The 23912-nt window shown below is 65.8% G+C and carries 11 protein-coding genes; 8 read left to right on the top strand and 3 right to left on the bottom strand.

Features of this window, described 5'->3' with window-relative positions:
- The first annotated feature begins 325 nt into the window (after window positions 1-325).
- From ACFQZZ_RS31500 to ACFQZZ_RS31475, 6 genes are all read left to right on the top strand, one after another.
- Entirely contained in the window at window positions 326-4912 is a 4587-nt protein-coding gene (locus ACFQZZ_RS31500) for an amino acid adenylation domain-containing protein (protein WP_378687908.1), read from the top strand.
- A 128-nt stretch (window positions 4913-5040) separates the two neighbouring features.
- Window positions 5041-5799: a thioesterase II family protein gene (locus tag ACFQZZ_RS31495; protein WP_378687906.1), complete on the top strand. Its 759-nt coding sequence runs from the start codon at window positions 5041-5043 to the stop codon at window positions 5797-5799.
- Entirely contained in the window at window positions 5796-7139 is a 1344-nt protein-coding gene (locus tag ACFQZZ_RS31490; RefSeq protein ID WP_378687903.1) for a polyketide synthase, read from the top strand. The genes ACFQZZ_RS31495 and ACFQZZ_RS31490 overlap by 4 nt, the downstream gene beginning before the upstream one ends.
- A gap of 34 nt (window positions 7140-7173) precedes the next feature.
- Complete coding sequence (gene nbtC, locus ACFQZZ_RS31485) at window positions 7174-11487, top strand: nocobactin polyketide synthase NbtC (protein ID WP_378687900.1); 4314 nt, start codon at window positions 7174-7176, stop codon at window positions 11485-11487.
- 5 nt (window positions 11488-11492) lie between these two features.
- Window positions 11493-14993 carry an amino acid adenylation domain-containing protein gene (locus tag ACFQZZ_RS31480; RefSeq protein WP_378688061.1) on the top strand — a complete coding sequence of 1167 codons (3501 nt, stop codon included), beginning with the start codon at window positions 11493-11495 and terminating at the stop codon, window positions 14991-14993.
- Between the two features lie 128 nt (window positions 14994-15121).
- Window positions 15122-16225, top strand: coding sequence for a DUF6545 domain-containing protein (locus ACFQZZ_RS31475; protein ID WP_378687897.1), 1104 nt, complete (start codon window positions 15122-15124; stop codon window positions 16223-16225).
- On the opposite strand, the gene ACFQZZ_RS31470 is transcribed toward ACFQZZ_RS31475, so the two are convergent.
- Window positions 16200-17579, bottom strand: coding sequence for a SagB family peptide dehydrogenase (locus ACFQZZ_RS31470; RefSeq protein WP_378687895.1), 1380 nt, complete (start codon window positions 17577-17579; stop codon window positions 16200-16202). The genes ACFQZZ_RS31475 and ACFQZZ_RS31470 overlap by 26 nt on opposite strands.
- A gap of 105 nt (window positions 17580-17684) precedes the next feature.
- On the opposite strand from ACFQZZ_RS31470, the gene ACFQZZ_RS31465 reads away from it, so the two are divergent.
- Both ACFQZZ_RS31465 and ACFQZZ_RS31460 read left to right on the top strand, forming a co-directional pair.
- Entirely contained in the window at window positions 17685-18764 is a 1080-nt protein-coding gene (locus tag ACFQZZ_RS31465; RefSeq protein WP_378687892.1) for an MAB_1171c family putative transporter, read from the top strand.
- Between the two features lie 83 nt (window positions 18765-18847).
- Window positions 18848-20656 (top strand): MFS transporter, encoded by a 1809-nt coding sequence (locus ACFQZZ_RS31460; protein ID WP_378687890.1) that lies wholly within the window; start codon window positions 18848-18850, stop codon window positions 20654-20656.
- A 21-nt stretch (window positions 20657-20677) separates the two neighbouring features.
- On the opposite strand, the gene ACFQZZ_RS31455 is transcribed toward ACFQZZ_RS31460, so the two are convergent.
- Together ACFQZZ_RS31455 and ACFQZZ_RS31450 are read right to left on the bottom strand one after the other, a co-directional pair.
- A complete protein-coding gene (locus ACFQZZ_RS31455; RefSeq protein ID WP_378687887.1) occupies window positions 20678-21664 on the bottom strand; it encodes an ABC transporter substrate-binding protein in 987 nt (328 codons plus the stop codon).
- Window positions 21665-21784: 120 nt separating this feature from the next.
- Entirely contained in the window at window positions 21785-23818 is a 2034-nt protein-coding gene (locus ACFQZZ_RS31450; protein ID WP_378687884.1) for a M13 family metallopeptidase, read from the bottom strand.
- Window positions 23819-23912: the final 94 nt, after the last annotated feature.

Here is a 23912-nt window from a genome sequence, read left to right as displayed (position 1 = left end):
CCTATTGAGTCAGCTAAGGCTAACCTAGCTAGCTGCCCGCGCGATGGGACGACATGTGGAGGACTCCCGCGGCATGTGTCATTAGGTTAGCCAAACCACATATGTATGTCCCGGCGTCGACGTGGGCTACCATCACTCTGAGTTAGGCAAGCCTTGCCTCTCGGCGAGGCGAAAGCCGTGTCGACGACCGCCACGACCGGTGCGGGCGCCACCAAAGGTGCTGCCACCGACGAATTCGCGGAGTTGTCGACACGTCCGTCTCGACGTCCCAGGGATCAGGGCCTGTCGGTGATGCGGCGGACGGGCAGCGAGGCAGGAGAACGGTATGAGTGAGGACATTGCTGAGATCGAGGATGTGCTCGCGCTCAGTCCATTGCAAGAGGGGCTGCTATCGCTGTCCCAGCTGACCGGCGATGGGCAAGACGTATATACGATCCCGTTCGTTGTCGATATCGACGGCCCGCTGGATGCGCAACTGCTGCGTCGCTGCATCGAAACGCTGCTGCGACGCCACCCGAATCTGCGCGCGGTGTTCTGGGATCGGGACGTGCCCAAGCCGGTACAGATCGTGCCACGTCGGGTCGAACTGCCTTGGACCGAACGTGCTGCGAGAGTGGACGAACTCGAGGCAGTCGAGGCCGAGGAACGGCAACGCCCGTTCGATCTGGGCCGGGGGCCTTCAGTGCGGGCCACTCTGGTGACCCTGCCGCCCGACAGCGCGGGCACCGCACGATCGCGGTTGATCATGACGATCCACCACATCCTGATGGACGGATGGTCGCTCGGACTGCTGTTCGGTGAACTGCGGGCGCTCTACCTCGGCGGAGGTGACGCGGATGTGCTGCCGCCGGTGCGGCCTTACCGCGACTACATCGGCTGGCTCGTCGCCAAAGACATGTCGGCGGCCCGGAATTGGTGGGCCGAACATCTTGCCGAACTGAGCGGGCCGCTGATCATCGGCGACGGCGGCAGCAGTATGGGCATCGCCAGGACGTCGGAGGCGCCCGCGGAGGCCGAGGTCACTCGATTCGTACTCGACGCCGATGACACCACCCGGCTGCGCGGCTGGGCCCGCCAACACGGATTGACCCTCAACTCGGTCGTGCAGTTCGCTTGGACCATCCTGCTCTCCCGGCTGACCGATCGCCGTGACGTCGTCTACGGCACGATCGTGACCGGACGCCCGGAGCAGATCACCGGGGTCGAGCGCATGATCGGCCTGTTCCTGAACACCATCCCGGTGGCTTTCCGCGTCGATCCCTCGGCAGCGGTCGCGGCCGAATGTGCTCGCTTGCAGCGTGAGTCGGCGGCGATGCGGGATGTCGGATATCTGAGTTTGTCGTCGGTGCAACGTGCGGCCGGTTACAGCTCGATGTTCGACACGATGTTCGTCTTCCAGAACGCGCCGATGGACGACGCGGTGGTGGCAAATACCGTCGGAGCGGTCACCTTCCGGCCGATGATGAGCAAGAACCTCACGCACTATCCGCTCACGGTCGTCTCGCACGTCCACGGTGACGAACTCGCCGTCGTGGTCGAGGCCATGCGCGAGTCGGTGCCGTATCTGCCCGATGATATCGGCGCCGCCATGTTGGCCATCCTGCGTCGGCTGCCCGACAGCGCGCAACTGCCCACCGACGATCTCGACGTGCTGCCGGATGTCGCGCACACCGAGTGGCTGCTCGCCGACACCACCCCGGAACTGCCCGACCATGACGCGGAAGCAACGGTTTTCGAGCTGTTCGAGCGTCAAGTGACCGCGACTCCGGACGCCGTCGCACTCACCGCCGACACACTCCGCCTGACCTATCGAGAGTTGCACGACCAGGCGCTGCGCTTGGCCGGTGAACTTCTCGCGCACGGTATCGGCCCGGAAGATGTTGTGGCCCTGTACCTGCCGCGCAGCTCACGCGCGATCGTCGCGATCCTGGCGACGCTCGCCGCAGGCGCGGCCTACGTACCTGTGGACGTCGCACTGCCGCCGGCCCGCATCGAGTCCATCCTGCGACAGGCGCGGCCCGCACTGGTGCTCGCGGCCGACGGCCATGGCGTCGATCTCGGGTCGATGACCGTACTCGATCTCGACAATCCTGATGTCGCAGCGCGAATTGCCGCTGCGACCCCGGTCGCACCCACGCTCGCGCGGCATCCGTCGCGCAGCGCCTACATCATCTTCACCTCCGGCTCGACCGGTGAGCCAAAGGGCGTCGCGAACAGCAATGCGGCTGTGGTCAGCTACTTCGCCGATCATCGGGAACGGGTCTACCGCCCCGCTGTGGCCCGGTTGGGGCGCGCGCTGCGGATCGCGCACGCCTGGTCGCTGAGTTTCGACGCCTCCTGGCAGCCGATGATCGGACTGCTCGACGGTCACAGCATTCATCTTTTCGAAGATGCGGATATGCGCGATGCGCACCGACTGGTCGACGGGATGGTTCGGCACGGCGTCGACATGATCGATACGACACCATCGATGTTCCGGCAGCTCGCTGCGGCGGGGCTGCTCGACCAGCCGCCCGCCGTACTCGCCCTCGGTGGTGAGGCCATCGATACCCAGCTGTGGAACCGCTTGCGCGCACTGCCCGACGTGGCGGTGCACAACTGCTACGGCCCGACCGAGACGACAGTCGAAGCGGTGGTCGCCGATGTGGTCACCCCCGCCGCCGTCGGCTCGCCGGTGCCGACGATCGGTCGACCGACCGCGGGAATGTCGGCCTATGTCCTGGATTCCAGGTTGCGCTCGGTGCCGGTCGGCGTGGTCGGAGAGCTGTATCTCGCCGGTCCGCAGCTGGCTCGCGGCTATGTCGATCGTCCCGGTATGACGGCGGCCCGCTTCATCGCCGATCCTTTGGTCGCCGGCCGACGGATGTACCGCACCGGCGATCTGGTGCGCAGGCTGCCTGATGGCGGACTCGGCTATCTGGGACGTGCCGATGATCAGGTGAAGATCCGCGGCTATCGCATCGAGATCGGCGAGGTCGAAACGGCATTGCGGACACTGCCCGGTATCGCGGCGGCGGCCGCGACAGTGGTGCGCCGCGGTGACGCCGTGAGCCTGGTCTGCTTCGTGGTGTGCGAACCCGGTCGGGTCGCGGATCCGGTCGGTTTGCGGTTCGCGCTCGCGGATCGTCTGCCCGCGTACATGATTCCCGCCCGCCTGGTGGTGCAGTCTCGTTTGCCGGTGAACGCCAACGGCAAACTCGATGTACGCGAACTGGCCGCTCTCGCCGAGCGGACGCTCACCGGCGACGGCGCGCAGGCGAGCTCGAGCGAGCCGAGCACGGCGACCGAGCAGAGCTTGTCCAAGGTGCTCGCCGAGGTATTCGATGGCCGCGCACCCGGCGTCGACGAAGATTTCTTCGCCATCGGCATGGACAGCATCGTGGCGATCTCCATGGTCAACCAGGCGCGTAGGCATGGCCTCGCGATCGATGTGCGCATGGTGTTGGCGGCCCCCACGATTCGTGATCTCGCCGCCGCGATCGATCGTCGTGCGGACGAGGTGGCATCGCACCCCGAGCGCGGCGACGACTACGGACAGGTACTGCCGCTGCCGATCGTTTCCTGGATGAACCGGCAGCCCAACTTTCGCCGCATCGCCCAACATGTCCTGCTCATGCTGCCCGACGGCATGTCCAGCGCCGATCTCGAAGCGGTGTTGCAGGCGATGCTCGACGGGCACGACACACTGCGGTCCCGACTGGAGGAGACCGCGGACGGTCCGCGGCTGGTCACCCGTGAGCCTGGTCGAATCGCTGCCTCGGATGTCCTCACCCGACTGGAATTCGACGGCCCGGCGGACACTTTCGCGGATACGGTGGCCACGGCCGGTCGCGCCGCGATCGACGGTCTCGACCCGCATGCCGGAGATATGGTGCGCGCGGTGTGGTTCCGCGGTGCGCCCGAGCGTGACCTGCTCTTCCTGACCATCCATCACCTGGCCGTCGACGTGGTGTCCTGGGGCATTCTGATGGCCGATCTGGCCGCGGCGTGGGAGCAGGTCGTCTCCGGTGCGGTGCCGAAGGCGATCGCCGAGCCGACGACGTATCGCCGGTGGTCGCAGCTGATGTGGCAGCGGGCCGAAACCCCCGAAGTGCTCGCTCAGCGCGACTATTGGATCGAGCAGGTGAGCGGTCCGGATCCCGCTGTCGGTAGCCGCAAGCCGCGGCAGACCGATACCTGGTCCACCTTGCACCTCACCTCGGCCGATCTGCCGGTATCGACCTCCGCGCGGATCCTCGGCACGCTCACCAGGGCCGACGGCGTCCGCGAGTTCCTGCTGTCGGCGCTGACGATGACCCTGGTTTCCTGGCGGCGCGAACGCGGCCAGGACCACACCGGTGGTGCGCTCATCGGGTTGGAGAGCCACGGCCGCGCCGACGCGGTCGTCGGCGCCGATACGTCCGGCACAGTCGGCTGGTTCTCCACTACCTTCCCGGTCCGACTCGGCGCGGGTCCGGTCGCGATCGATGTCGAAGGTGCCGAAGCGGATCCGCGATTGGGCCGCGCTCTGCTGGATTCCGTTGTCGCGCATATCGCATCGGTGCCCGAGCAGGGTCTCGATTTCGGGTTGCTGCATTCGGTGCTCGGCGTTCCCGAACTGAGCGATGCGCCCGGCCCCGAGGTCGAATTCAACTATCTGGGTCGTGTCGATCTCGGCGGTCATACCGATCGGACATGGTCGATGGTCACCGACCCGGCGCTGACCGGTGCGCTGCCGATCGCGCCGGAACCCGATCTGTCGCTGCGCTATTCGCTCGGTCTCATCGCCGCCGTCCACACCACCTCCGATGGCCCGCAACTGATGGTGACCTGGCGTTGGAGTGATGCGTTGTTCACCGAATCCGACATCGACCGTCTGGTCGAACTGTGGGGTCGCAGTGTCGCGGCTCTCGTTGGAGCAGTGGACAAGTGATCAGATAGTTATGGTAGCCTTACCTAACATTTCGGCCGAGTTTTGTGGCGGCGGAACATGTATCGATCGGTTCGCGGATTTGCTTGCGCCCTGGTTGTCGGCACAAGCATTCGAAAGTGGGTAGCACTATGCAGCACAAACCGGGATGGATAAGGAAGTTTCACAAGCCGGATTCGCCCGAGCGGCTGCCGCTGTTGATCTTTCCGCACGCCGGCGCCGGGGCGTCCGCGTATCGCGCACTCTCGAAAGCGTTCAGCGAGAATTTCGATGTAATCATCTTCCAGTATCCGGGCCGTCAAGATCGCGCGAATGAACCGGCGCTGACTTCGCTGCAGGATATTGCCGCCGGTGCGTTCGGTGAATTCCGGTTATCCGGATACAACCGCGATGTACCGATTGTCGTTTTCGGGCACAGCATGGGCGCGCTGGTTTCCTTCGAATTCGTCCGGCTCGCCCTTGCCGCTGGTATCGACGTCCGCCAGCTCACAGTTTCGGCGGCGGTGGCCCCCTCCCGCGCCGCATACCGGAAGCCGACTCCCGAAGACGACGACGAACTGCTCGACCACCTCATCATGCTCGAGGGCATCCATTCCGATGTCCTGGCCAGCCGGGAGATCATCCGGCTCTCGCTGCCCGCCATCAAGGCCGATCACCGCGCCTCCGAGGCATACACCTGCCCGGAGGACATCCGAGTCGGGACCAGAATCCACGCGATCGGCGGCGATCGGGATCCGATCGTCTCGATGGCGGATCTACACGGCTGGCACCGCCACGGTGACAATGTCGAGGTCACGATCTTCGAGGGTGCGCACTTCTATCTGAACCACCACGTCGACGCCATCGCGGAGCTGCTTGCCAAGCAGGCGCAGCCCGGTTCGACGGTATGAAATCAAGAGGATCAGCGGTGACATCAGCAACTGCGCAGGACGTCGATCACATCGTCATTTCCGGTATGGCCATCGAGGCGCCGGGTGGTATCGACAGCCCAGGATCTTTCTGGTCGGCGCTCGAAGCGGGCAAGGAATTGGTCGGACCGTTTCCGAGGGACCGCGGCTGGCCGATCGATGACCTGATTTCGGTAGCCGAGCGCGAAGGCTGGAGCCCGGTCAGCGATGCGGGCGGATTCCTGGACAGCGCAGCCGAATTCGACCCGGCCTTCTTCGGTATCGGACAGCGCGAGGCGATCGTGACCGATCCGCAGCAGCGGGTTGCGTTGCGCGTGGCGTGGCGAGCGCTCGAGAACGCGGGCATCAATCCGGGTGATCTCGCCGGCGAGGACGCGGGTTGTTTCATCGGCTGCTCTCCGATGGAATACGGTCCGATCGCCGCCGAACCGAACGAGTACACCGGACATCGGACCATCGGCTACGGATTGCTGGCCGCAGCCGGGCGAGTGTCGCATTGCCTCGGGCTGACCGGGCCGTCGATGAGCGTCGACGCGGCCTGCGCCTCGTCTTTGACGGCTGTTCATCTCGCCGCCGCCGCTGTGCGCGACGGAGATTGCGAATGGGCGCTGGCCGGCGCGGTGTGCGTGATGGGCGGACCGGGTGTCTTCTACGAATTCTCCAAGCTCAACGCCCTATCCACCGACGGACACTGCCGGTCGTATTCCGATGACGCCACGGGCACGCTGTGGGGCGAGGGTGCGGGCATTGTCGTCATCGAACGTGAGTCGCGCGCCCGGCAATTGGGGCATCGGATTTACGGCCGCATCCTGGGTTCCAACCACAACCACAACGGCAAGGGCAAACCGATTCTGGTGCCCCGCACCGATGCTCAGGAACGGTTGATTCGTAAAACCATCGAGAAGTCGGGCATCGATCCGGCCGATGTGGGAATGATCGAAGGACACGGCACCGCCACTCGAGCGGGTGATCCGGTCGAACTCATCGCACTGCAGAACACTTACGGCGCAGCGGGTTCCGGCCCGCTGCTCGGTTCGGTGAAATCCAATGCCGGTCATGCGCAGGCCGCCGCGGGAATGCTGGGGCTGATCAAACTGCTCCTTGCCGGCAGACATGGTCGGATTCCGGCGACGCTGTTCTCCGAAAACCCCACCACGCGGGTGGATTGGGACCGGTCGAGTCTGCGGCTGGCCACAGAACTACAGCCATGGGAACCGACGAACGGCGTCCGCTACGGCGCGGTGTCCTCGTTCGGTGCGGCGGGGTCCAACGCGCACGCGATTATCGCGATGCCCGTTTGTGAGGAGAACGACGATTTCTGACTATCGACTGCCCGATGGATCGGTTCCGGTCCTTTTGTCGGCGGATACCCCTGGCACGTTGCGCGCTGAGGCCGCAGCCATTTTCTCCTATGTCTCCGATCGCCCCGAGGTTTCGCCGGAGCGGGTCGCAGACATGCTGTTCCGGACTCGGGTCGTGCGTCGCCACCGTGCCCTTGCGATGGTGACCGACCGGGACGAACTCCGCGCGGCGCTGCAATCGGTGCAGAACGGTCATGAACACCCGTTGGTGGTCCGCACGACCGAACCCGCTGCGGCACACCGGCTTGCCTACGTGCTGCCGGGGCAGGGGAGTCAGCGGCCGGGCATGGGCAGACTCTTCTACGACCGGGTGCCCGCATTCCGCGCCGAGGTAGACCGCTGTGACGCGATCTTCCGGGAGCTGTTCGACGAATCACCGTTGCCTTACCTGCTCGACAGCGAGGCCGAAGCAGACGACAACGCCCAGATCGTCCAGCCTGCGTTGTTCATGCAAATGGTCGGGCTCGGCGCGATGTGGCGATCGGTGGGCATCGAGCCGCACGCGGTGGTCGGGCACAGTCAAGGCGAAATCGCCGCGGCCTACCTCGCGGGCGCGATGGCCCTCTCCGACGCGATCGTCGTCGTCGGTACCCGGGCACGCGCGGTCGACAAGATCTCGTCCGATAAATACGCGATGGCGGTCGTCGCCGCCGATCGTGACGAGTGCGAGGAATTGCTGGCGCGACAGTCCGGATGGGCTCAGGTGTCGGTGGTCAATTCGCCGCGGATGGTCGGGATCTCCGGTGATCGCGAGACTGTGCAGACCCTCGTGGAGGTACTCGCCGAACGCGGCAGGTTCGCTCGCCTCATCCGTGTTCGCTACCCGGCGCACACCAGCATGCTCAACGAGTTCCGTGACGTGATTCGCGATGCCGTGCACAGCCGTTTGGAGAACTCGCACTTCCTCGACACTGATATCGATTGCCTCGGGGCAACTCTCGGCGGCGCGATCACCTCGGACCTTCCGGTCGACGAGTACTGGTTCTGGAACCTCCGCAATACCGTTCGATTCGACAGGGCCATCGCCGAGGCGGTCGCGCGCGATGTCGATACGTTCGTCGAACTCGCCGAGCATCCGACGTTGCAGCTGGCGGTCGAGGAGAGCCTCGCCGAGTTCGCGGCGCAGCGCTCCACCACGGTGACAGGTACTTCCAGCCGGACGGCGACCGATCTGGCCGAATTCACCAGGAGCCTGGCGGGTCTGGCGGTCAATGATCTGAACTACCGGTGGGAATGCCTGCGCGCCGAATCCGATGCCCCCGTGCGGTTGCCGCTGTCGGACTTTCCGAATGTGCGGATGAACGAGATGACGCTGTGGATGCCGCACGATGTCACTCTCGGGCGAGCCAAGTCCGTCGTCGCCCACGCTCCGGCGCAGGTGCCGACCGCCTCGGCGCAGCCGTCGACGACCTCGGCCCAGCCGACGACGACCTCGGCCCAGCCGACGACCGCGACCCCACAGCTTCTTGTCGAAGACTGGGTTCGGCTGGTGCAACGCTCGATGACGCCGCCGCGCGCCCTCGGCATCATCGATCACACCGGAGGACACGCGGAACTTGCCGCTGCGCTGTGTGAGTACGCGACGAGCCAGGGCCTGACCGCGCGGCTGATCGATGGTGAAACAGGCAGCGGCGAAGGCGATGTCGACACTGTCGTGGTGTTGCTGCCCGGCCTGCCCGAGATGGATGGATCGACCGCTGTCGCCGCGACCTCGGAGTTCTTCGGGGAGCGGCGTTGGTGGTCCAAACCCGATGCGGCGGTGACCGAGTACTGGCTGGTGACCGTCGGCGGTGAGGCGGTGGTCCCCGGGGACGGTGCGCCGCATCCGGTGCATGCCGCGGCCGGTGCGGGATTTCGATCGGCTGGCACGGAGTACCCCGGTATCGCATTCCGTCACCTGGATCTGGCGTCGGGGCAGGCGGGTCCGGACTCCGTACCCGCGATCATCGGGGCGTTGCACACGGCCGAGGAGCCGGAATTGGCGCTCCGCGACGGCAATCTGTACGCGAAGCGGCTGACCGAAGCCGATCGCACTGCGATCACTGGGCTCGCCACACCCGAGAGCGTCGTGATCACCGGCGGCACCGGCAGTCTCGGACTGGAATTCTGCGAGCACCTCGTGCGTCGGGGTGCCAAGCAGATCACACTGGTGAGCAGGTCGGGAGAGACCGCGGCGGTGGCGCAACGGTTGCGGCGGATTCGCGCGATGGGGTCCACCGAGATCCGGGTCATACCATGCGATATCGGTGACAGCGCGGCGGTTTCGCGGATGGCCGATCAGCTCAGGGACGCGCCTGCGCAGCTCATCATTCATGCGGCGGCGGACAATTCGACTATCGCGGAACTCGAACTGGCGGAGATCACGCCCGAACGAGTCGACCACGCCTTGCGTGGGAAGGTCGTCGGCATCGCGAATGTGCTGGATTCGCTTGCCAGGGTGGATGATTGCCAGGTCGTCCTGTGCTCCTCACTGGCGGCGACGCTCGGTGGGCGCGGGACTGTGGTCTACGCGGCGGCCAACCGGATGCTCGACGCCTTCGCGCACCGTCGTCGTGCGGAAGGGCTGCCTTGTGTCTCAGTGCAATGGGGACAATGGGCGGTCTTCCAGGGCAGGGGTGACTCCGACATCACGAAACTGGCTGAGGTGGGCTACCTTCCGATGCGTTCCGCGGACGCTATCGCACTCGGGCTCGGTGGGCTGCGACAGAACGCGATCGTGGCGGCGTTCGACTGGGATCGCGGGCGCTCGGTGCTCGGCGCCTTCGGTTACGGTCCGGTGCTGTCTGGATTGGCGACACCGAGTGTCGTCAGCGACGCGCCCCTGCCGATCTCGGTCCCCGGCCAGGCGAGTGCCGGGACGGATGTGCCGGAGTGGATGGTGCGGGTGCTCGCCGAGATCATCGGCGCCGACGACCTCGACATGATCGACAGCACCAAACCACTGGTGGCGATCGGCCTCGATTCCCTGCAGGCGTTGGAGCTGCGTCGGCGGGTGAAGAGCGAATTCCAGTACGAGTTGCCGGTCGCGGACCTTATCGGTGGCGCATCCCTCGACGATGTGGTTCGGCTGATCGGTACTCGGCCGGGTGCTCCGGTGCGACCTGTGGTCGCCATCGATCCGGTGCCGTCGACGAATTCGGTGCGCACCGCCGACAGCGTGGTACCGGTACCGGTACCGGAATCCGCGGATCGCATCGAGCGGGCGCGACTGGCGGCCGAGCATGCCGTTCCGCGTGAGCTGGATGTCGAACTGTTCCGCTCGGCGCGGCGTGATATGGATCTATTCGGATTGCGCGCCATGATGGCGGCGCTGGAACCGGCACTGTCCGACCATGACCACCGCACCGTGGACGAGATAGCGACGCGACTGGACTTCGCACAGCGGCATCAATGGCTGCTGCGGCAATGGCTGCAAGCACTTGCCGAGCACGGCTGCCTCGACCACGACCCGGATCGCGGCTACCGGTATCTGCGTCCTGTACCGTCGCCGATCCGGCCGGATCTGTTCAAGGTGTGCACCGATCTCGGCTACTCACGTCCACTCGCGACCTTCCTGGCCGCCGCCGACGAACACCTGATCGAGCTCGCCCAGGATCGGCTACGCGTGCAGGAATTGCTGTTCCCCAACGGGGACATGGCGACCGCCGAGGCCGCCTATCGGGACAACCTCAGCAGCCGCTACCTGAACTTGGCCGCGGGCCGGGCGGTCGCCGATGTCGTCGACGGGTTGCGGCACGACCGGTCGCCGGTCCGGGTCCTGGAACTGGGTGCCGGGATCGGTGGTACGACCGACGACGTCACGGCCGCACTGTCCGGGCTGCCCGTCGAGTACCACTTCACCGACGTGTCCACCTTCTTCCTCGACGCCGCGAAGCAACGTTTCGCCGAATATCCGTGGATGCGATACGGAATCGTGGACATGAACGCGGATTTGGCACAGCAGCCGCGCTACGACATCGTGATCGCCGCCAATGTGCTCCACAACGCCTACGACATCGGGGAGACGCTGGGTCAGGTGCACGACCTGCTCAACCCCGGTGGTGCGGTGGTGATCATCGAGACGTGTCATGCGCACTGCCAGCAGTTGACCTCTGTGCACTTCCTTATGTCGCCACGCCCTGGTCACCCGCATGCGGGCTTGACGGATGTGCGGGCCGGAACCGACCGGATCTTCCTGACCGAGCGTGAATGGCAAGACCAGCTCCTCGCGGCCGGTCTCACACCGACACTCGTGCTGCCCGATGGCGACCATCCGGTGGCCATGCTCGATCAGCGCGTCTTCGTCGCCGTCCGTGGTGCAGGGGCGTGAGCGCAATGGAGTCGGCACGACAGTCGAGCGACGGCCCGGCGGGAATCAGCAAGGACGAGATTCGGGCCGCGGTGGCGGCCCAGCTCGGGCTCCCGGTCGGTGACATCGCCGATCACGACGACCTCATCCAGCTGGGGCTGGACTCGATCCGCACCATGAAGCTGGCGGGCGGCTGGCGCAAGCGGGGTGTCGATATCAATTTCGCCCAGCTCGCCGCCGGCCCCACGGTGGACTCCTGGCACGGACTGCTCGGTGCCGAGAAAGTCGGGAAGGACATCGAGCCGGTCGGTGCCTCGGCGCCCGTCGAGCCGAATGCTGATGACGCACCCTTCCCGCTGGCCACCATGCAGCATGCGTACTGGATCGGTCGTTCCGACGAGCAGGAACTCGGCGGCGTCGCGGCCCATCTCTACGTCGAATTCGACGGCGGCCGTATCGATCCCGTGCGGCTGGAGCGCGCGGTGGCGGATCTCGTTGCGGCCCATCCGATGCTGCGCACCAGGTTCCTGCCGGACGGTACGCAGCAGACCTTGCCTGCGCCTGGCAGACCCGTTTTCGCGGTGGCAGACCTGCGTGCACTGGCGACGGAGGCGGCCGAAGCCGCGCTGGTCGAGCTGCGCGACCGGAAAACCCATCAGCGCCTCGCCATCGAGGACGGCCAGGTCATCGATATCACGCTCACCCTGCGCGACGAGCACAGCACCCGGTTGCATCTGGACGTCGACATGCTGGCGGGCGACGCGATGAGCTATCGCGTACTGATCTCCGAGCTGGCCGAGCTGTACCACGGCGCGACCGTGCCCGCTCCCGGCTACAGCTACCGGCACTATCGCACCGAGCGCGAGGACGACGCCGTCGCACGTGAGCGCGACCGCCAGTGGTGGCAGCAGCGGCTGCCGGAACTGCCCGGCGCACCGGAACTTCCGACCGTTCCGGTCGGTGAGCGCACCGCACCGCACCGCACCGTCCGCTACGACCACTGGCTGGCGCCGGAGGCCAAGCAGCGCCTGCTCGCCGCGGCGCACCGGCGCGGCATCACGCCGGCCATGGCGCTGGCGGCGGTATTCGCCGAAACGATCGGTGGTTGGTCGGCGCAGAGCCGTTTTCTGCTGAATGTGCCGCTGTTCCAACGTGAACCGGTGCATCCCGATATCGACCGGGTGATCGGCGACTTCACCTCGTCGATCATGCTCGAGGTCGACGTCACCGAGAACCTGTCGGTGGCCGACCGTGCCCGCGCGCTACAGCGCAGCATGCACGAAAGCGGTGCTCACACAGCGTATTCCGGGCTGGAGGTGCTGCGTGACCTTGGCAGGCATCGGGGCGAGCCGGTGCTGGCGCCGGTCGTCTACACCAGTGCGCTGAACCTGGGCGAGCTGTTCGCCGACCGGGTCACCGAAACCTTCGGTGACCCGGTGTGGATTATTTCGCAGGGTCCACAGGTGCTGCTGGATGCTCAGGTCACCGAGGTGCGTGGCGGACTGCTGCTCAACTGGGACGTCCGCGAATCGGCGTTCCCGGAAGGCATGATCGACGCCATGTTCGCCAGATACACGCAGGCGATCGGACGGCTCGGCGATGGGGATGCGGGCTGGAATGCGGAGGCCGCGGTTCGGCTGCCGATCGCCCAGGCCGAGGTTCGGGCGGCGGTCAACGCGACCGACGGGCCGGTCAGCGGGCGCTGTCTACATCAGGGCTTCTTCGAATACGCGGTCGCGAATCCCCTCGCGCCAGCAGTGGTGTGGGGGATCGGTGCCGACGAAGGGGCATGGAGTTACGGGGAACTCGCCGCGTACGCGCTCGCCGTCGCGGGTGCACTGCACGCGGAGGGGGTGCGACCCGGTGACGCGGTGGCCGTCCAACTGCCCAAGGGGCCGGACCAGATTCTTGCCGTGCTCGGTGTGCTCGCGGTCGGCGCGACCTACGTGCCGATCGGATTCGATCAGCCGGTCGGTCGGCGCGCCGAAATCCTACGCACCGGGTCGATCGTCGCGGCGTTGACGGAGTCGGGCGCGGATATGGGCGTACCGATCCCGTCCCTGGCCATCGACGCTGTGCGCGACTGGCCGCAGCCGCTGGCCGCCCCGGTCTTCCCCGACACCGGCGAAATCGCCTATGTGATCTTCACTTCCGGTTCGACGGGTATGCCCAAGGGTGTAGACGTGCCGCACCGAGGCGCGATGAACACCATCGACGCGGTGAACGAGTGGTTCGAGGTCGGCAGTGCCGATCGCGTACTCGCACTGTCGGCCTTGGAGTTCGACGCCTCGGTCTACGACATATTCGGAATGTTCTCGGTGGGCGGATCACTTGTCGCGGTCCACCCCGAGCAGCGTGCCGAAGCCACCACCTGGGTGGAACTGCTACGCCACCATCGGGTTTCGATCCTGAACTGCGTGCCGAGCATGCTCGACATGGTGCTGGAGATCGGTGGCGATGAACTGGGTGATTCGTTGCGAGCGGTCACGCTCGGCGGCGACTGGGTGGGTGCGGATCTGGCTCGCAGGCTGGCCGCGCAGGTGCCTGGTTGCCGGTTCTCCGGACTGGGCGGCGCCACCGAGACCTCCATCCACAACACCATCTGCGAGGTCGTCGGTGAACCGCCCGCGCAGTGGGCGACAGTGCCGTTCGGCGTTCCGCTGCGCAATGTCCGGTGCCGAGTCGTTTCGCAAGCCGGCCGGGACTGTCCCGACTGGGTACCCGGTGAATTCTGGGTCGGCGGTGCGAATGTCGCCGCGGGCTACCGCAACGATCCGGAGCGCACTGCCGAGCGGTTCGTCGAATACGAGGGCATCCGGTGGTACAAGACCGGCGATATGGCCAGGTACTGGCCCGACGGCACCATCGAATTCCTCGGTCGCGCCGATCATCAGGTGCAGATCCGTGGCTACCGAGTCGAACTCGGCGAGGTGGAGAGCGCGTTGCGCACGGTGCCCGGTGTCCGGCATGCGGTCGCGGCGGTCGTCGGCGGTGGCGCACCAAAGCTGGTAGCCGCTATTGCCGGTGATCAGGGCGAGATCGGCGATATCACGGCCGCGGTCGCGGACCTGTTGCCGGGCTACATGATTCCGACCAGGGTCGAAGTTCTCGAGCAGATGCCGCTGACCGATAACGGCAAGCTGGACCGGCGAGCCGTGGTCGCGCTACTCGAACCCGGCACCGGAGATATCGGAAACAGTGCTCCCCGCAACGACATCGAGGCCGCGCTGGTCGATATCGTCGCCGGGGTGCTCGGTGCGGATTCGGTCGGCGTGCACGACGATTTCTTCGGTCTGGGTGGTGATTCGGTGCTTGCCACCACCGTCATCGCGCGGGTGCGGGAATGGCTGGAGATCGACCACGCGTTGGTCGCGGACCTGTTCGCGACACGTACTGTTGCGAGCTTGGCCGAGCGCCTGCGCGAGCGGGAAGCCGACCGTGGCACTCCGGACCGGCTGATCGCGATCGCCCGCCTCTACCTCGAGGTCGCCGCGATGACCGATGCGGAGATCTTGGCCCAGGCGTGAGGAGCGTGCCGTAGGCCCACGGGGCGAGCAGTCCGGATTCGTCGAAGCCCTATCGTTCGACACATGAGGGATCAGACCGGGGATGACGGCATCCGGGCTGCCCGCCGTGCCTACCGGGACCCGCGGTTATGACCGCGGTCCCCACCGCTCCGGTGGCGGCGATCACGGTCTTCGCCATCCTGGTTGCGATCCTGCGGTGCATATTCGTCCACCACAGTGCGACCGACCGGCTGATCAACCGGGCATTGGGGCTGGCAGGCGCGGGGATGCTGCTCCGGGTCGCGACGACGGGCACCGATCTCACGGTCGTAGCCGCCCAGGTGGTTGCGGTGGTCGGATTCCTGACCGTCGCCAGCGTGTACGGGGTCGCGCGCATGCTGGACGGCGCGAATCCACGCGACGCTCGCCGACGGCAGCGTCGATACGACCTGCTCGCCCTGATGGGTTTCGTTGTCACGGTTTTGATCGATGCGGCGGCCGCAGTACACCTGGTTCCTGCGGCAACCCCGGTGCGCTGGCAGGGCTTCGGTGCGGCGATATCCTGTGTGCCACTTGCCGTTTCCGGTTTCCTGCTCATGCGCGCGAGCCTCCGCGAAATCCGTTGCACGGACTCGCCGCCTACTGAACGGATCGCCTACTCCGCGCTGATCTGTGTGGCGTCCTTCTGGATTTGTTACGCCGTGATCCTGCTCATGCGGTACCGAAGGGGTGTTGCGCCGAGCGATTCGGGAAAGGGCTGGGCGCTCGGCGGTTTCGCCTTCTTCGCGGTCATCGCGGCGCTGCTCGGGATCCCGCTGGTACGAATGCTATTGGTGCGCATCGGGTGGGACCGTGATAGTCGGGATTGCCGGAGATTGCGCCCGCTGTGGGTCGATCTCACCGCCGCGGTGCCACATATCGCGCTGGTACCCGACAACGCCGGTCGTCGCGATCCTGCCCTGCGTCGCTATCGGATGACGATCGAGATCCGCGACGCACTGCTGCACCTGCGCCGACATGTCCCCGACGCCGACCCCGGCGACATCCGCAGTCGCACACTACATATTGTGCGCAGCGCGGAGGCCGGAATCGTCGCCGCGTCCGCCACCGGGGCCGCCGATACCGCAGCTCTACGCCGCGACCTGGAATTGCGCCACTTACTGGAGATGGCAGCGCAATGGCCGAAGGCCAAGCGCGCGATCCTCGCTACCGACCGAGCGCCGCGACTCAGCGCGGCGCCGGGGAACCGATGATCATGCTGCCTACGCTGCACTCCTCCAGTTCGTCCACACCGGCGGCCGTGACGAAGGCGGCGGTATCGCCGAAACCTTGGGCGCACGCGCCGAGGCCCATGGCGGTCGCCGCCAGATAGATCGTCTGCATCAGTACGCCGACATGTTTGAGAATGGCGGCGTATGCCACCTGTTCGTAGGTCCACATGACCCGGCCGGAGCGCGCCGCCATGATGAGGAGCACTTGCGGGTCGGCTCCCTCGGCCAAGGTCGCCGAGGTGGACTTCAACAGCCGGGATACCGCGGGCGAATCCGCGGCCGTGACGGGACGCAGCACATGGTCGAACGAATCGTAGTGGTACATACCCGGTTCCAGCCCGGCGACGTTGCGCACCACCGGGTAGAGCTCGAGTTCGTAGACACCGCCGCCCGAGGGGTAGGGCCGCGAGAGGAGTTCCTCGCCCTCGCCCGCAGGCTGGGTACCGCGGGTTCGCGCGGTGCGATACAGCAGTTCGGCCAACTGACCAAGGGTTATCGGATGCGCGTCGTCGAAGGCTCTGGTTGATACCCGGTCCTCGAGCACGGCCGTCAGCGTGGGGTCGTCGACGCGTTTGGCCGCCAGGTCCGGCGACGGCAGCGCGATCGGTTCGCCGGGGTAGTTCGGCTTCCGCGCGGGCGGCTGCGGGAACTGGCCCTTCGCCCATTTGGTCGGCCCGAAGTGTTCCCAGGTGACGGTGCGTTCGCCGAGCGTGCTGCGGCGGTGGAACCATAGATCGGGCAGGCTCCAGCTCCGCGTACCGAACTCCCGATCCTCGGCGTCCGCGTCGGAGACGAGGAATCCGCACCAGTGCAGATCGTCGGCGAACTGTGATTTGACGGCGATCGGCAGGTTGGCGTCGGCCGCGCCGAGCCCGTCGAGCAGTGCCAGCAGCCGCAGATCGTGGATGCGCAGATCGCACCACGCCCGCGGGTGTTCGAGCACAAATCCCTCCGAGTCCCGATGTAGTACGGCGAATTTCGACAATGTCGCCGACCAGGGGAGTGCGGTCGTCGGCCGCGATGCGGGCTGTCCGAACGGGCGGATCGTGTACAGGTCACGTCCGCCGTTGCGCATTGTCACGGCCAGCCACCCGCCGTCGGCGAGGCGGTCCATCAGACCGGCGACGTCATCGCCGCCCGCGGCAGCGGCCATTTCGGAGACCGTGGCAGGCCCCCGGTTCAGGGTCTTGAGTGCCTGTAGCTGACCGGTGGCAAGTCCGGTGAGTTTTTCGTTGCGCGGCGGATTCAACAGCACCGCTCCGGCCGGCGTCGTCAGGCAGGTGACACCGTCACGCAGCGCGAATCGGGTCTGGTCGGGATATGTGACGGCGGGCAAAACCGCTAACCTCCGTTGGTCGAACCTGAACTATCTGGCACGGGACGCTATGCGCGCCGCGCAGAGTCGGCCAAGGCTAGCCTATCTTAACTATGGAGGCGACCGATGATAACCCCAGCACCCCTGATGCTCGAGGTTCTGGTCATCGCATTCGTCTGTGCTGTCACCGTCGGCCGGTGGTGCCTCGTCAACGACTCGGCTGCCGATAAGCTGATCAATCGGGCGCTGGGCTGGTCGTGCTTGTCGGTGTTGTTCGTAACGGGCGGAGCGGGAAGCGAATTCGCCGATCTGGCGCAGCGGCTCTTCCTCGTCTGCGGTGTGCTGAGCCTGTCGAGTGTCTACGGTCTGGCAGGTCTGTTCACCCGGCCCGATTCCGGTTCGGCGCTGCGTCGTCAGCGACGCTACGACCTGTCGGCTGTCGTCGCGGGCGGGCTGCTGATGTGGACCGGGCTGCCGGTGGAACCCGGCTTCGGGTGGAAATCGTGTGTGGTGTGGATGATCTTCAACCTGCCGTTGGCGCTCGCCGGGCTGGGGGTGATCCAAGCGAGTCTGCGGGAGATTCGTGCCGAGAACGCCTCGATGCGAGCGCGGTTCGCGTTTTCGGCCCTCATGGTGGCCGCGGCGTTCTGGGTGTACGCGCCGATTGCCGACGGGATCCAGGTGCTCGGCGGTGGCTTATCGAATAGCCCGGGCCAGCACTGGACACTGATGTCGTGCCTGACCCTCTCCCTCGTCACCTCCTTGACGGCGGTCCCCATGGGAAATGCGCTGCTCACCCGAACCGGATGGGATCGAACCGGCCGCGACCTGCGGCGGTTGCTCCCGCTCTGGCGTGACCTCACCGCCGCGGTGCCCGAGATCGTGCTGCCACCCCGAACGGGGCACAGTCGTGATCCCGATTCTCGGCTGTACCGCACGATCGTCGAGATCCGGGACGCGCTCCTGCAACTCCAGCAGTACGTTCCACCGGACGGCGCGGCGGACCGACATGTCGAAAACTATGCCGTGCGGATCGCGCGTGCGGCGCAGGACAAAAGACAGGGTGCGGTGCCGGTAATGGCGGCCAAGGGGCTCGACCGTCGCGAATCGGTCGATCGGGATATGGCCGGAGAGCTATCGCACCTGCTCGACGTGGCCAGGGTCTGGCCACGCGCACGTGCGCGGGCACTCGCCGAACCACGGTAGGAGACCGCGCGGTGCCGGTATCTCGACTGCGAGCTGCCGCCAGTTGATCGTTACATCGGCTAACTATATAGTTTGCAGAGCTAATGATTCTGCAAGGGGCTGCCGTGACGAATACATCCACCGACCTCGACCTCGGCGATGTCCGGACCATCCGCCGTCGATTGGGGTACGACAGGGACCATCCGCGCTATAAGTGGATCGTCCTGACGAACACAACTCTCGGTGTACTGCTCACCGCGATCAATTCGTCGATCGTGCTGATCTCACTGCCCGCGATCTTCCGTGGCATCGGTCTGAACCCGCTCGACGCGGGCAATGTCGGCTACCTGCTCTGGATACTGATGGGGTACCTGCTGGCCACCGCGGTGCTGGTGGTGATGTTCGGGCGGCTCGGCGACATCTTCGGGCGCGCACGTATCTACAACCTCGGCTTCGCGGTGTTCGCACTCTGCGCGATCGCACTGTCCTTCGATCCGTGGAACGGCGGGTCAGGAGCGATGTGGATCATCATCTGGCGAGTCGTCCAGGGCGTCGGCGGGGCCATGCTGATGGCCAACTCCTCGGCGATCCTGACCGACGCCTTCCCCGCGAATCAGCGCGGTACCGCGCTCGGCATCAATATGGTTGCCGCCGTGGCGGGTTCGTTCCTCGGTCTGCTCATCGGCGGCGTGCTGTCGGAGTGGGACTGGCGCGCGGTGTTCTGGGTGAGCGTCCCGATCGGCATTCTCGGCGCGTTGTGGTCCTACCGCTCGCTGCACGAGGTCGGCGTGCGCGCCGAGGGCACGGTGGATTGGGCAGGCACCATCACTTTCGGCCTCGGGCTGACCGCGCTGCTGACCGGTATCACCTATGGCATCCAGCCCTATGGTGGGCACGCCACCGGCTGGTATAGCCCATGGGTGCTGACCGCGGTAATCGGCGGCATCGTGCTGCTCGGCGTGTTCTGTGTGGTGGAGAGCCGGGTCGCCGATCCGATGTTCAACCTCGCCCTGTTCCGCAACCGGGCGTTCGGTCTCGGTAATTTCGCCAACCTGATGGTCTCCATCGGCCGTGGCGGTATGCAGTTCATGCTGATCATCTGGTTGCAGGGCATCTGGCTGCCGTTGCACGGCTACGATTTCGAATCCACTCCGCTGTGGGCTGGCATCTATCTACTGCCGTTGACCGTGGGATTCCTTGCCGCCGGACCGATTTCGGGCTGGTTGTCGGATCGCTACGGCGCCAGGCTGTTCACCACCGGCGGCGCCGTGATCGCGGGGCTGACCTTCCTATTGCTGCTGATGATCCCGGTCGACTTCAACTACTGGCTGTTCGCCCTGATCATCCTGATCAACGGGATCGGCAGCGGATTGTTCTTCTCGCCGAACACCGCCGCGATCATGTCCAGTGTCCCCGCCGCCCAGCGCGGCGCTGCCTCCGGCATGCGCGGCACCCTGTTCAACGGCGGCAACGCCCTGTCCATGGGAATCTTCTTCTCCCTCATGGTCGTCGGTCTCGCCGCCGGCCTGCCCGCGGCGCTCGACTCCGGGCTGCGCGCGCAGGGCGTCTCGGCGGACGCCGCCGCCCAACTTGCCGGGATGCCCCCGGTGGCCAGCATGTTCGCCGCCTTCCTCGGTTTCAATCCGATCCAGGAATTGCTCGGCCCCTCCGGCGAATTGAGTAGGCCTGGTGTCAACGCCGACACCTTGACCGGCCAGGAGTTCTTCCCGCACCTGCTCACCGGCCCGTTCCACTCCGGTCTGATCGTCGTGTTCGTCGCCGCGGCCGCGATGATGTTCCTTGCCGCTACCGCCTCCTACTTCGCGGGCGACAAGTACGTCCATGACGAAGAGGCGGAGCTCGCCGAGGCGGATGAGCTCGCCGAGGTCGCGGTACCGGTCCCGGCGCGCTGACACCGCGCCCCGATCGGTGCGCTACTTCGCCGCGCTGGCGAACGCGGGCTGCAGCTTGTCCAGCAGATACGGCAGCGACAGCGCGGTCGGCTGGTTGACGGCGCTGATCTCCTGGACGGTCAGGAACACGACGGCCCCCTTCTCGACCGCGGGCAGCTCGTTGTAACCCGCCAGCTGACGGTACTTTTCGTCCATGCCGGGGGAGTAGCCCGCCAGCAGCAGATCGGCGGTGAGCTCGTCGACACTCTCCGGCGACAGTGCCAGCCTGCCCTGGCTGGCGGGTTGGTCGGTCAGGTTCTTCGGAATGCTGAGACCGAGCTGGGTGAAGATCTGGCTGGAAGCGGCGTTCGGGTCCGCGAGCACAAACAGTTGGGCTGGACTCGCCAGCCAGGTGCTGACGAAGGTCCTGCCCTTCAGCCCGGGGTTCGCCTGCGTGATGGTCTCGACCTTTTTATCCACGTCGGCGATGACCTTGCTGGCCCGACCCGGTTTGCGCAGCGCCGTACCGAGGGCGGTCACCTGGTCCCGCCATGGCGCAACCGCCTCCGTGCTCAGCGCCGGCAGTGTCGGGGCGAGCTTGGACAGCTCGTCGTAGGTCTTCTGATCGGCGAGGAACCCGTCCACCAGAATCAGGTCCGGTTCCAGTGCCGCGACCTGCTCGGCGATATTGCCGGTGGTGTTCAACGCCCTCGCGGAAGTCAGCGAGTCGGGCGCCCACGGCGGATTGGTGCCGGACACCGTGGCGGCGGTGTCGATATAGCCGACCGGAGTCACGCCGAGTGCCAGGGCCGTATCCATCCACTGATTGCCAAGGGTGACAATCCTTTTCGGGGAACCATCGACCGTGGTTGTGCCGCGCGCGTGGGCGATGGTCACGGGTTCGCCGCTGCCGGGCTCTTCGTCGTCTCTCGACGCCCCCCAGGTGGCGAAAACCAGGGCGAGCGTGCCGGCCAGCACGGCAACCACCGCCCAGGTCCAGCCACGGGGTATCCGAACAGACTTCATCATCGAACCCTTTCATCGAGGCGCGTCCCCGATCGGCTTCGCGGACCTCGTTCGATAAGCGAAACCGAAGGAGCCCGGCACGGTGGCCGGGCTCCTTGCCGGATAGTCGGAACTCGAGGTCGCTCAGAAGCTGACGCGTTGGTTCTCGGGCATGAACAGCTTGTCGCCTTCCTTCACCCCGAAGGCGTTGTAGAACTCGGCGAGGTTGCGCATCACCTGGTTGCAGCGGAATTCGTTGGGGGAGTGCGTGTCCTGCAGCTGGTTGATGGTGGCCTCCTCGGTCTGCTTCTCGCGCCAGCTGCGGGCATGGGAGAAGAACATCTGCTGGAAATCCGGTTCCTTGCCTTCCCGCTTCGCCGCGATGCGGTAGGCCTCCAGTGCGATCTGGAGCCCGCGCAGATCGGCCAGGTTCTCGCCGACCGTGAGTGCGCCGTCGACGTGGTACTTCGGATCGAGGCCCTCCGGGACGAGCGGGTTGTACTGGTCGATGAGCTGTTTGGTCTTGGCTTCGAAGGCGGCGAGGTCCTCGGGGGTCCACCAGTCGCGCCGATTGCCGTCGGCGTCGTACTTGGAGCCCTGATCGTCGAAGCCGTGCCCGATCTCGTGGCCGATGGTGGCGCCGACCGCACCGTAATTGACCGCGGCCGTGGCGTCCTTGTCGAAGAACGGCGGTTGCAAATAGGCGGCGGGGAAGGTGATCTGGTTATTGGTGGGGGAGTAATAGGCGTTCACCGTCTGCGGCGACATGCCCCATTCGGCCTTGTCGACCGGGGTGCCGAGCCGATTGAACGCCTTCTTGGATTCGAAAGTATTGACCGCGCGCAGGGATTCGATCAGTTTGCCCCGGGTGATCGTCAGTCCGGAGTAGTCGTCGAATTTGTCCGGGTAGCCGATCCTGGTCTCGATCTTGTCGAGCTTGACGATGGACGCTTCCCTGGTCGGCTGCGACATCCAGGTGGAATGGGTGAAGTTTTCCTTGTAGGCGGCCATGAGATCGGCGACCATTTCTTTGGCGCGATCCTTGGCGTCCGGCGGAAAGTGCTTCGCGACATACAGTTTGCCGAGCTGGTCGCCGAGATTGTCATCGACGACGCCGACGGCCGACTTCCACAGCTCCGGCCGTTCGTCGAGTCCGCTCAGCACCCGTCCGACGAAGTCGAACCGTGCGTCGGAGATGGCCTTGGGCAGGAAACGGGCGTAATTCGCCGTCACGCTCACGCGCAGGTATTCACGCCAGATGGCGATATCGACGTCGGCCCACAGCTGTGCCGCGCCAGTCACAAAGGACGGCTGGGAAACCACAATCTTGTCGAACAGCTGCCGTGGCCGGTCGGTATTGCCCGCCATCCACGGATCCCAGTCGAATTGCGGTCCGAGCGCGGTCAATTCGGACCAGCTCATCAGGTTGTAGGTGGCATCGGTATTCCGATTGCGCACGCTGTCCCAGTGCACGGCCGCGATCTTGGTCTCCAGATCGACCACCCGCTGCGCCAGCCCGGTCGGATCGGCGAAGCCGGCGGCCTTGGCCATCGTTTCCACGTAGGTCTTGTATCCCGCGAGCTGCTTCGTGAACTCCGGCTTGCGGTAGTACTGCTCGCTGAGGCCGAGACCTGACTGGCTGATGGTCGGGATGTAGGCAGAGGAGTTCTTGCGATCGATACCGATACCGATCCCGATCAGACCCGCGATGGGTAGTTCGGCCATCACCTTGGCCAGGTCCGGCTTGGTCGCGGCACCGTCGATCTTGGCGTACAGGTCGGCAAGCGGGGTCATCCCGAGCCGTTCGATCGTGTCGAGATCCAGTCGCGCGTCATAGAGGTCGCGAATCTGCTGCGCCTCCGAACCCGCCTTCGGGTCCTTGATGCCCTCGATGATCGCCCGCAACTGGTCCAGGGTTCGGTCGCTCGCCTCGCTGATCGCACCGACGGCGGCCTTGTCCGGCGGCAGCTGGTATTCCCGCAGCCACTTGCCGTTGACGTGCCGATACAGATCGTCCTGCGGCCGGATCGCGTCATCGGCGCCACCCAGATCGACGCCGGTGAGCTGCACTGTGTCGTTCATCGAGCACGAAACCAGCGCGACGGCGGCCGGTACGACCCCGAGCGCGACCAGGAAGGCACGACGGTCCAGATGACCGGCACGACCGGTTGATGTCACGAGGATTCCTCTCCCGATGCGGTATCGCCGCATCCTCGTCAGGCGCAATCTTGCTCGCCCGAGGCTACCTGTCCAGGGCATTGTGGGCCCGGTG

The organism is Nocardia sp. GCM10030253 (genome assembly GCF_042675075.1).
Taxonomy (GTDB): Bacteria; Actinomycetota; Actinomycetes; order Mycobacteriales; family Mycobacteriaceae; genus Nocardia.
The sequence above is the reverse complement of the archived record's forward strand: the minus strand, read 5'-3'. Positions and strand labels throughout refer to the sequence as shown.

Excerpts from the sequence above, each read along its gene's own strand:
- ACFQZZ_RS31500 (WP_378687908.1), top strand. The coding sequence starts at position 326 with ATGAGTGAGGACATTGCTGAGATCGAGGATGTGCTCGCGCTCAGTCCA.
- ACFQZZ_RS31495 (WP_378687906.1), top strand. The coding sequence starts at position 5,041 with ATGCAGCACAAACCGGGATGGATAAGGAAGTTTCACAAGCCGGATTCG.
- ACFQZZ_RS31490 (WP_378687903.1), top strand. The coding sequence starts at position 5,796 with ATGAAATCAAGAGGATCAGCGGTGACATCAGCAACTGCGCAGGACGTC.
- ACFQZZ_RS31480 (WP_378688061.1), top strand. The coding sequence starts at position 11,493 with ATGGAGTCGGCACGACAGTCGAGCGACGGCCCGGCGGGAATCAGCAAG.
- ACFQZZ_RS31475 (WP_378687897.1), top strand. The coding sequence starts at position 15,122 with ATGACCGCGGTCCCCACCGCTCCGGTGGCGGCGATCACGGTCTTCGCC.
- ACFQZZ_RS31465 (WP_378687892.1), top strand. The coding sequence starts at position 17,685 with ATGATAACCCCAGCACCCCTGATGCTCGAGGTTCTGGTCATCGCATTC.
- ACFQZZ_RS31460 (WP_378687890.1), top strand. The coding sequence starts at position 18,848 with ATGATTCTGCAAGGGGCTGCCGTGACGAATACATCCACCGACCTCGAC.
- ACFQZZ_RS31455 (WP_378687887.1), bottom strand. The coding sequence starts at position 21,664 with ATGATGAAGTCTGTTCGGATACCCCGTGGCTGGACCTGGGCGGTGGTT.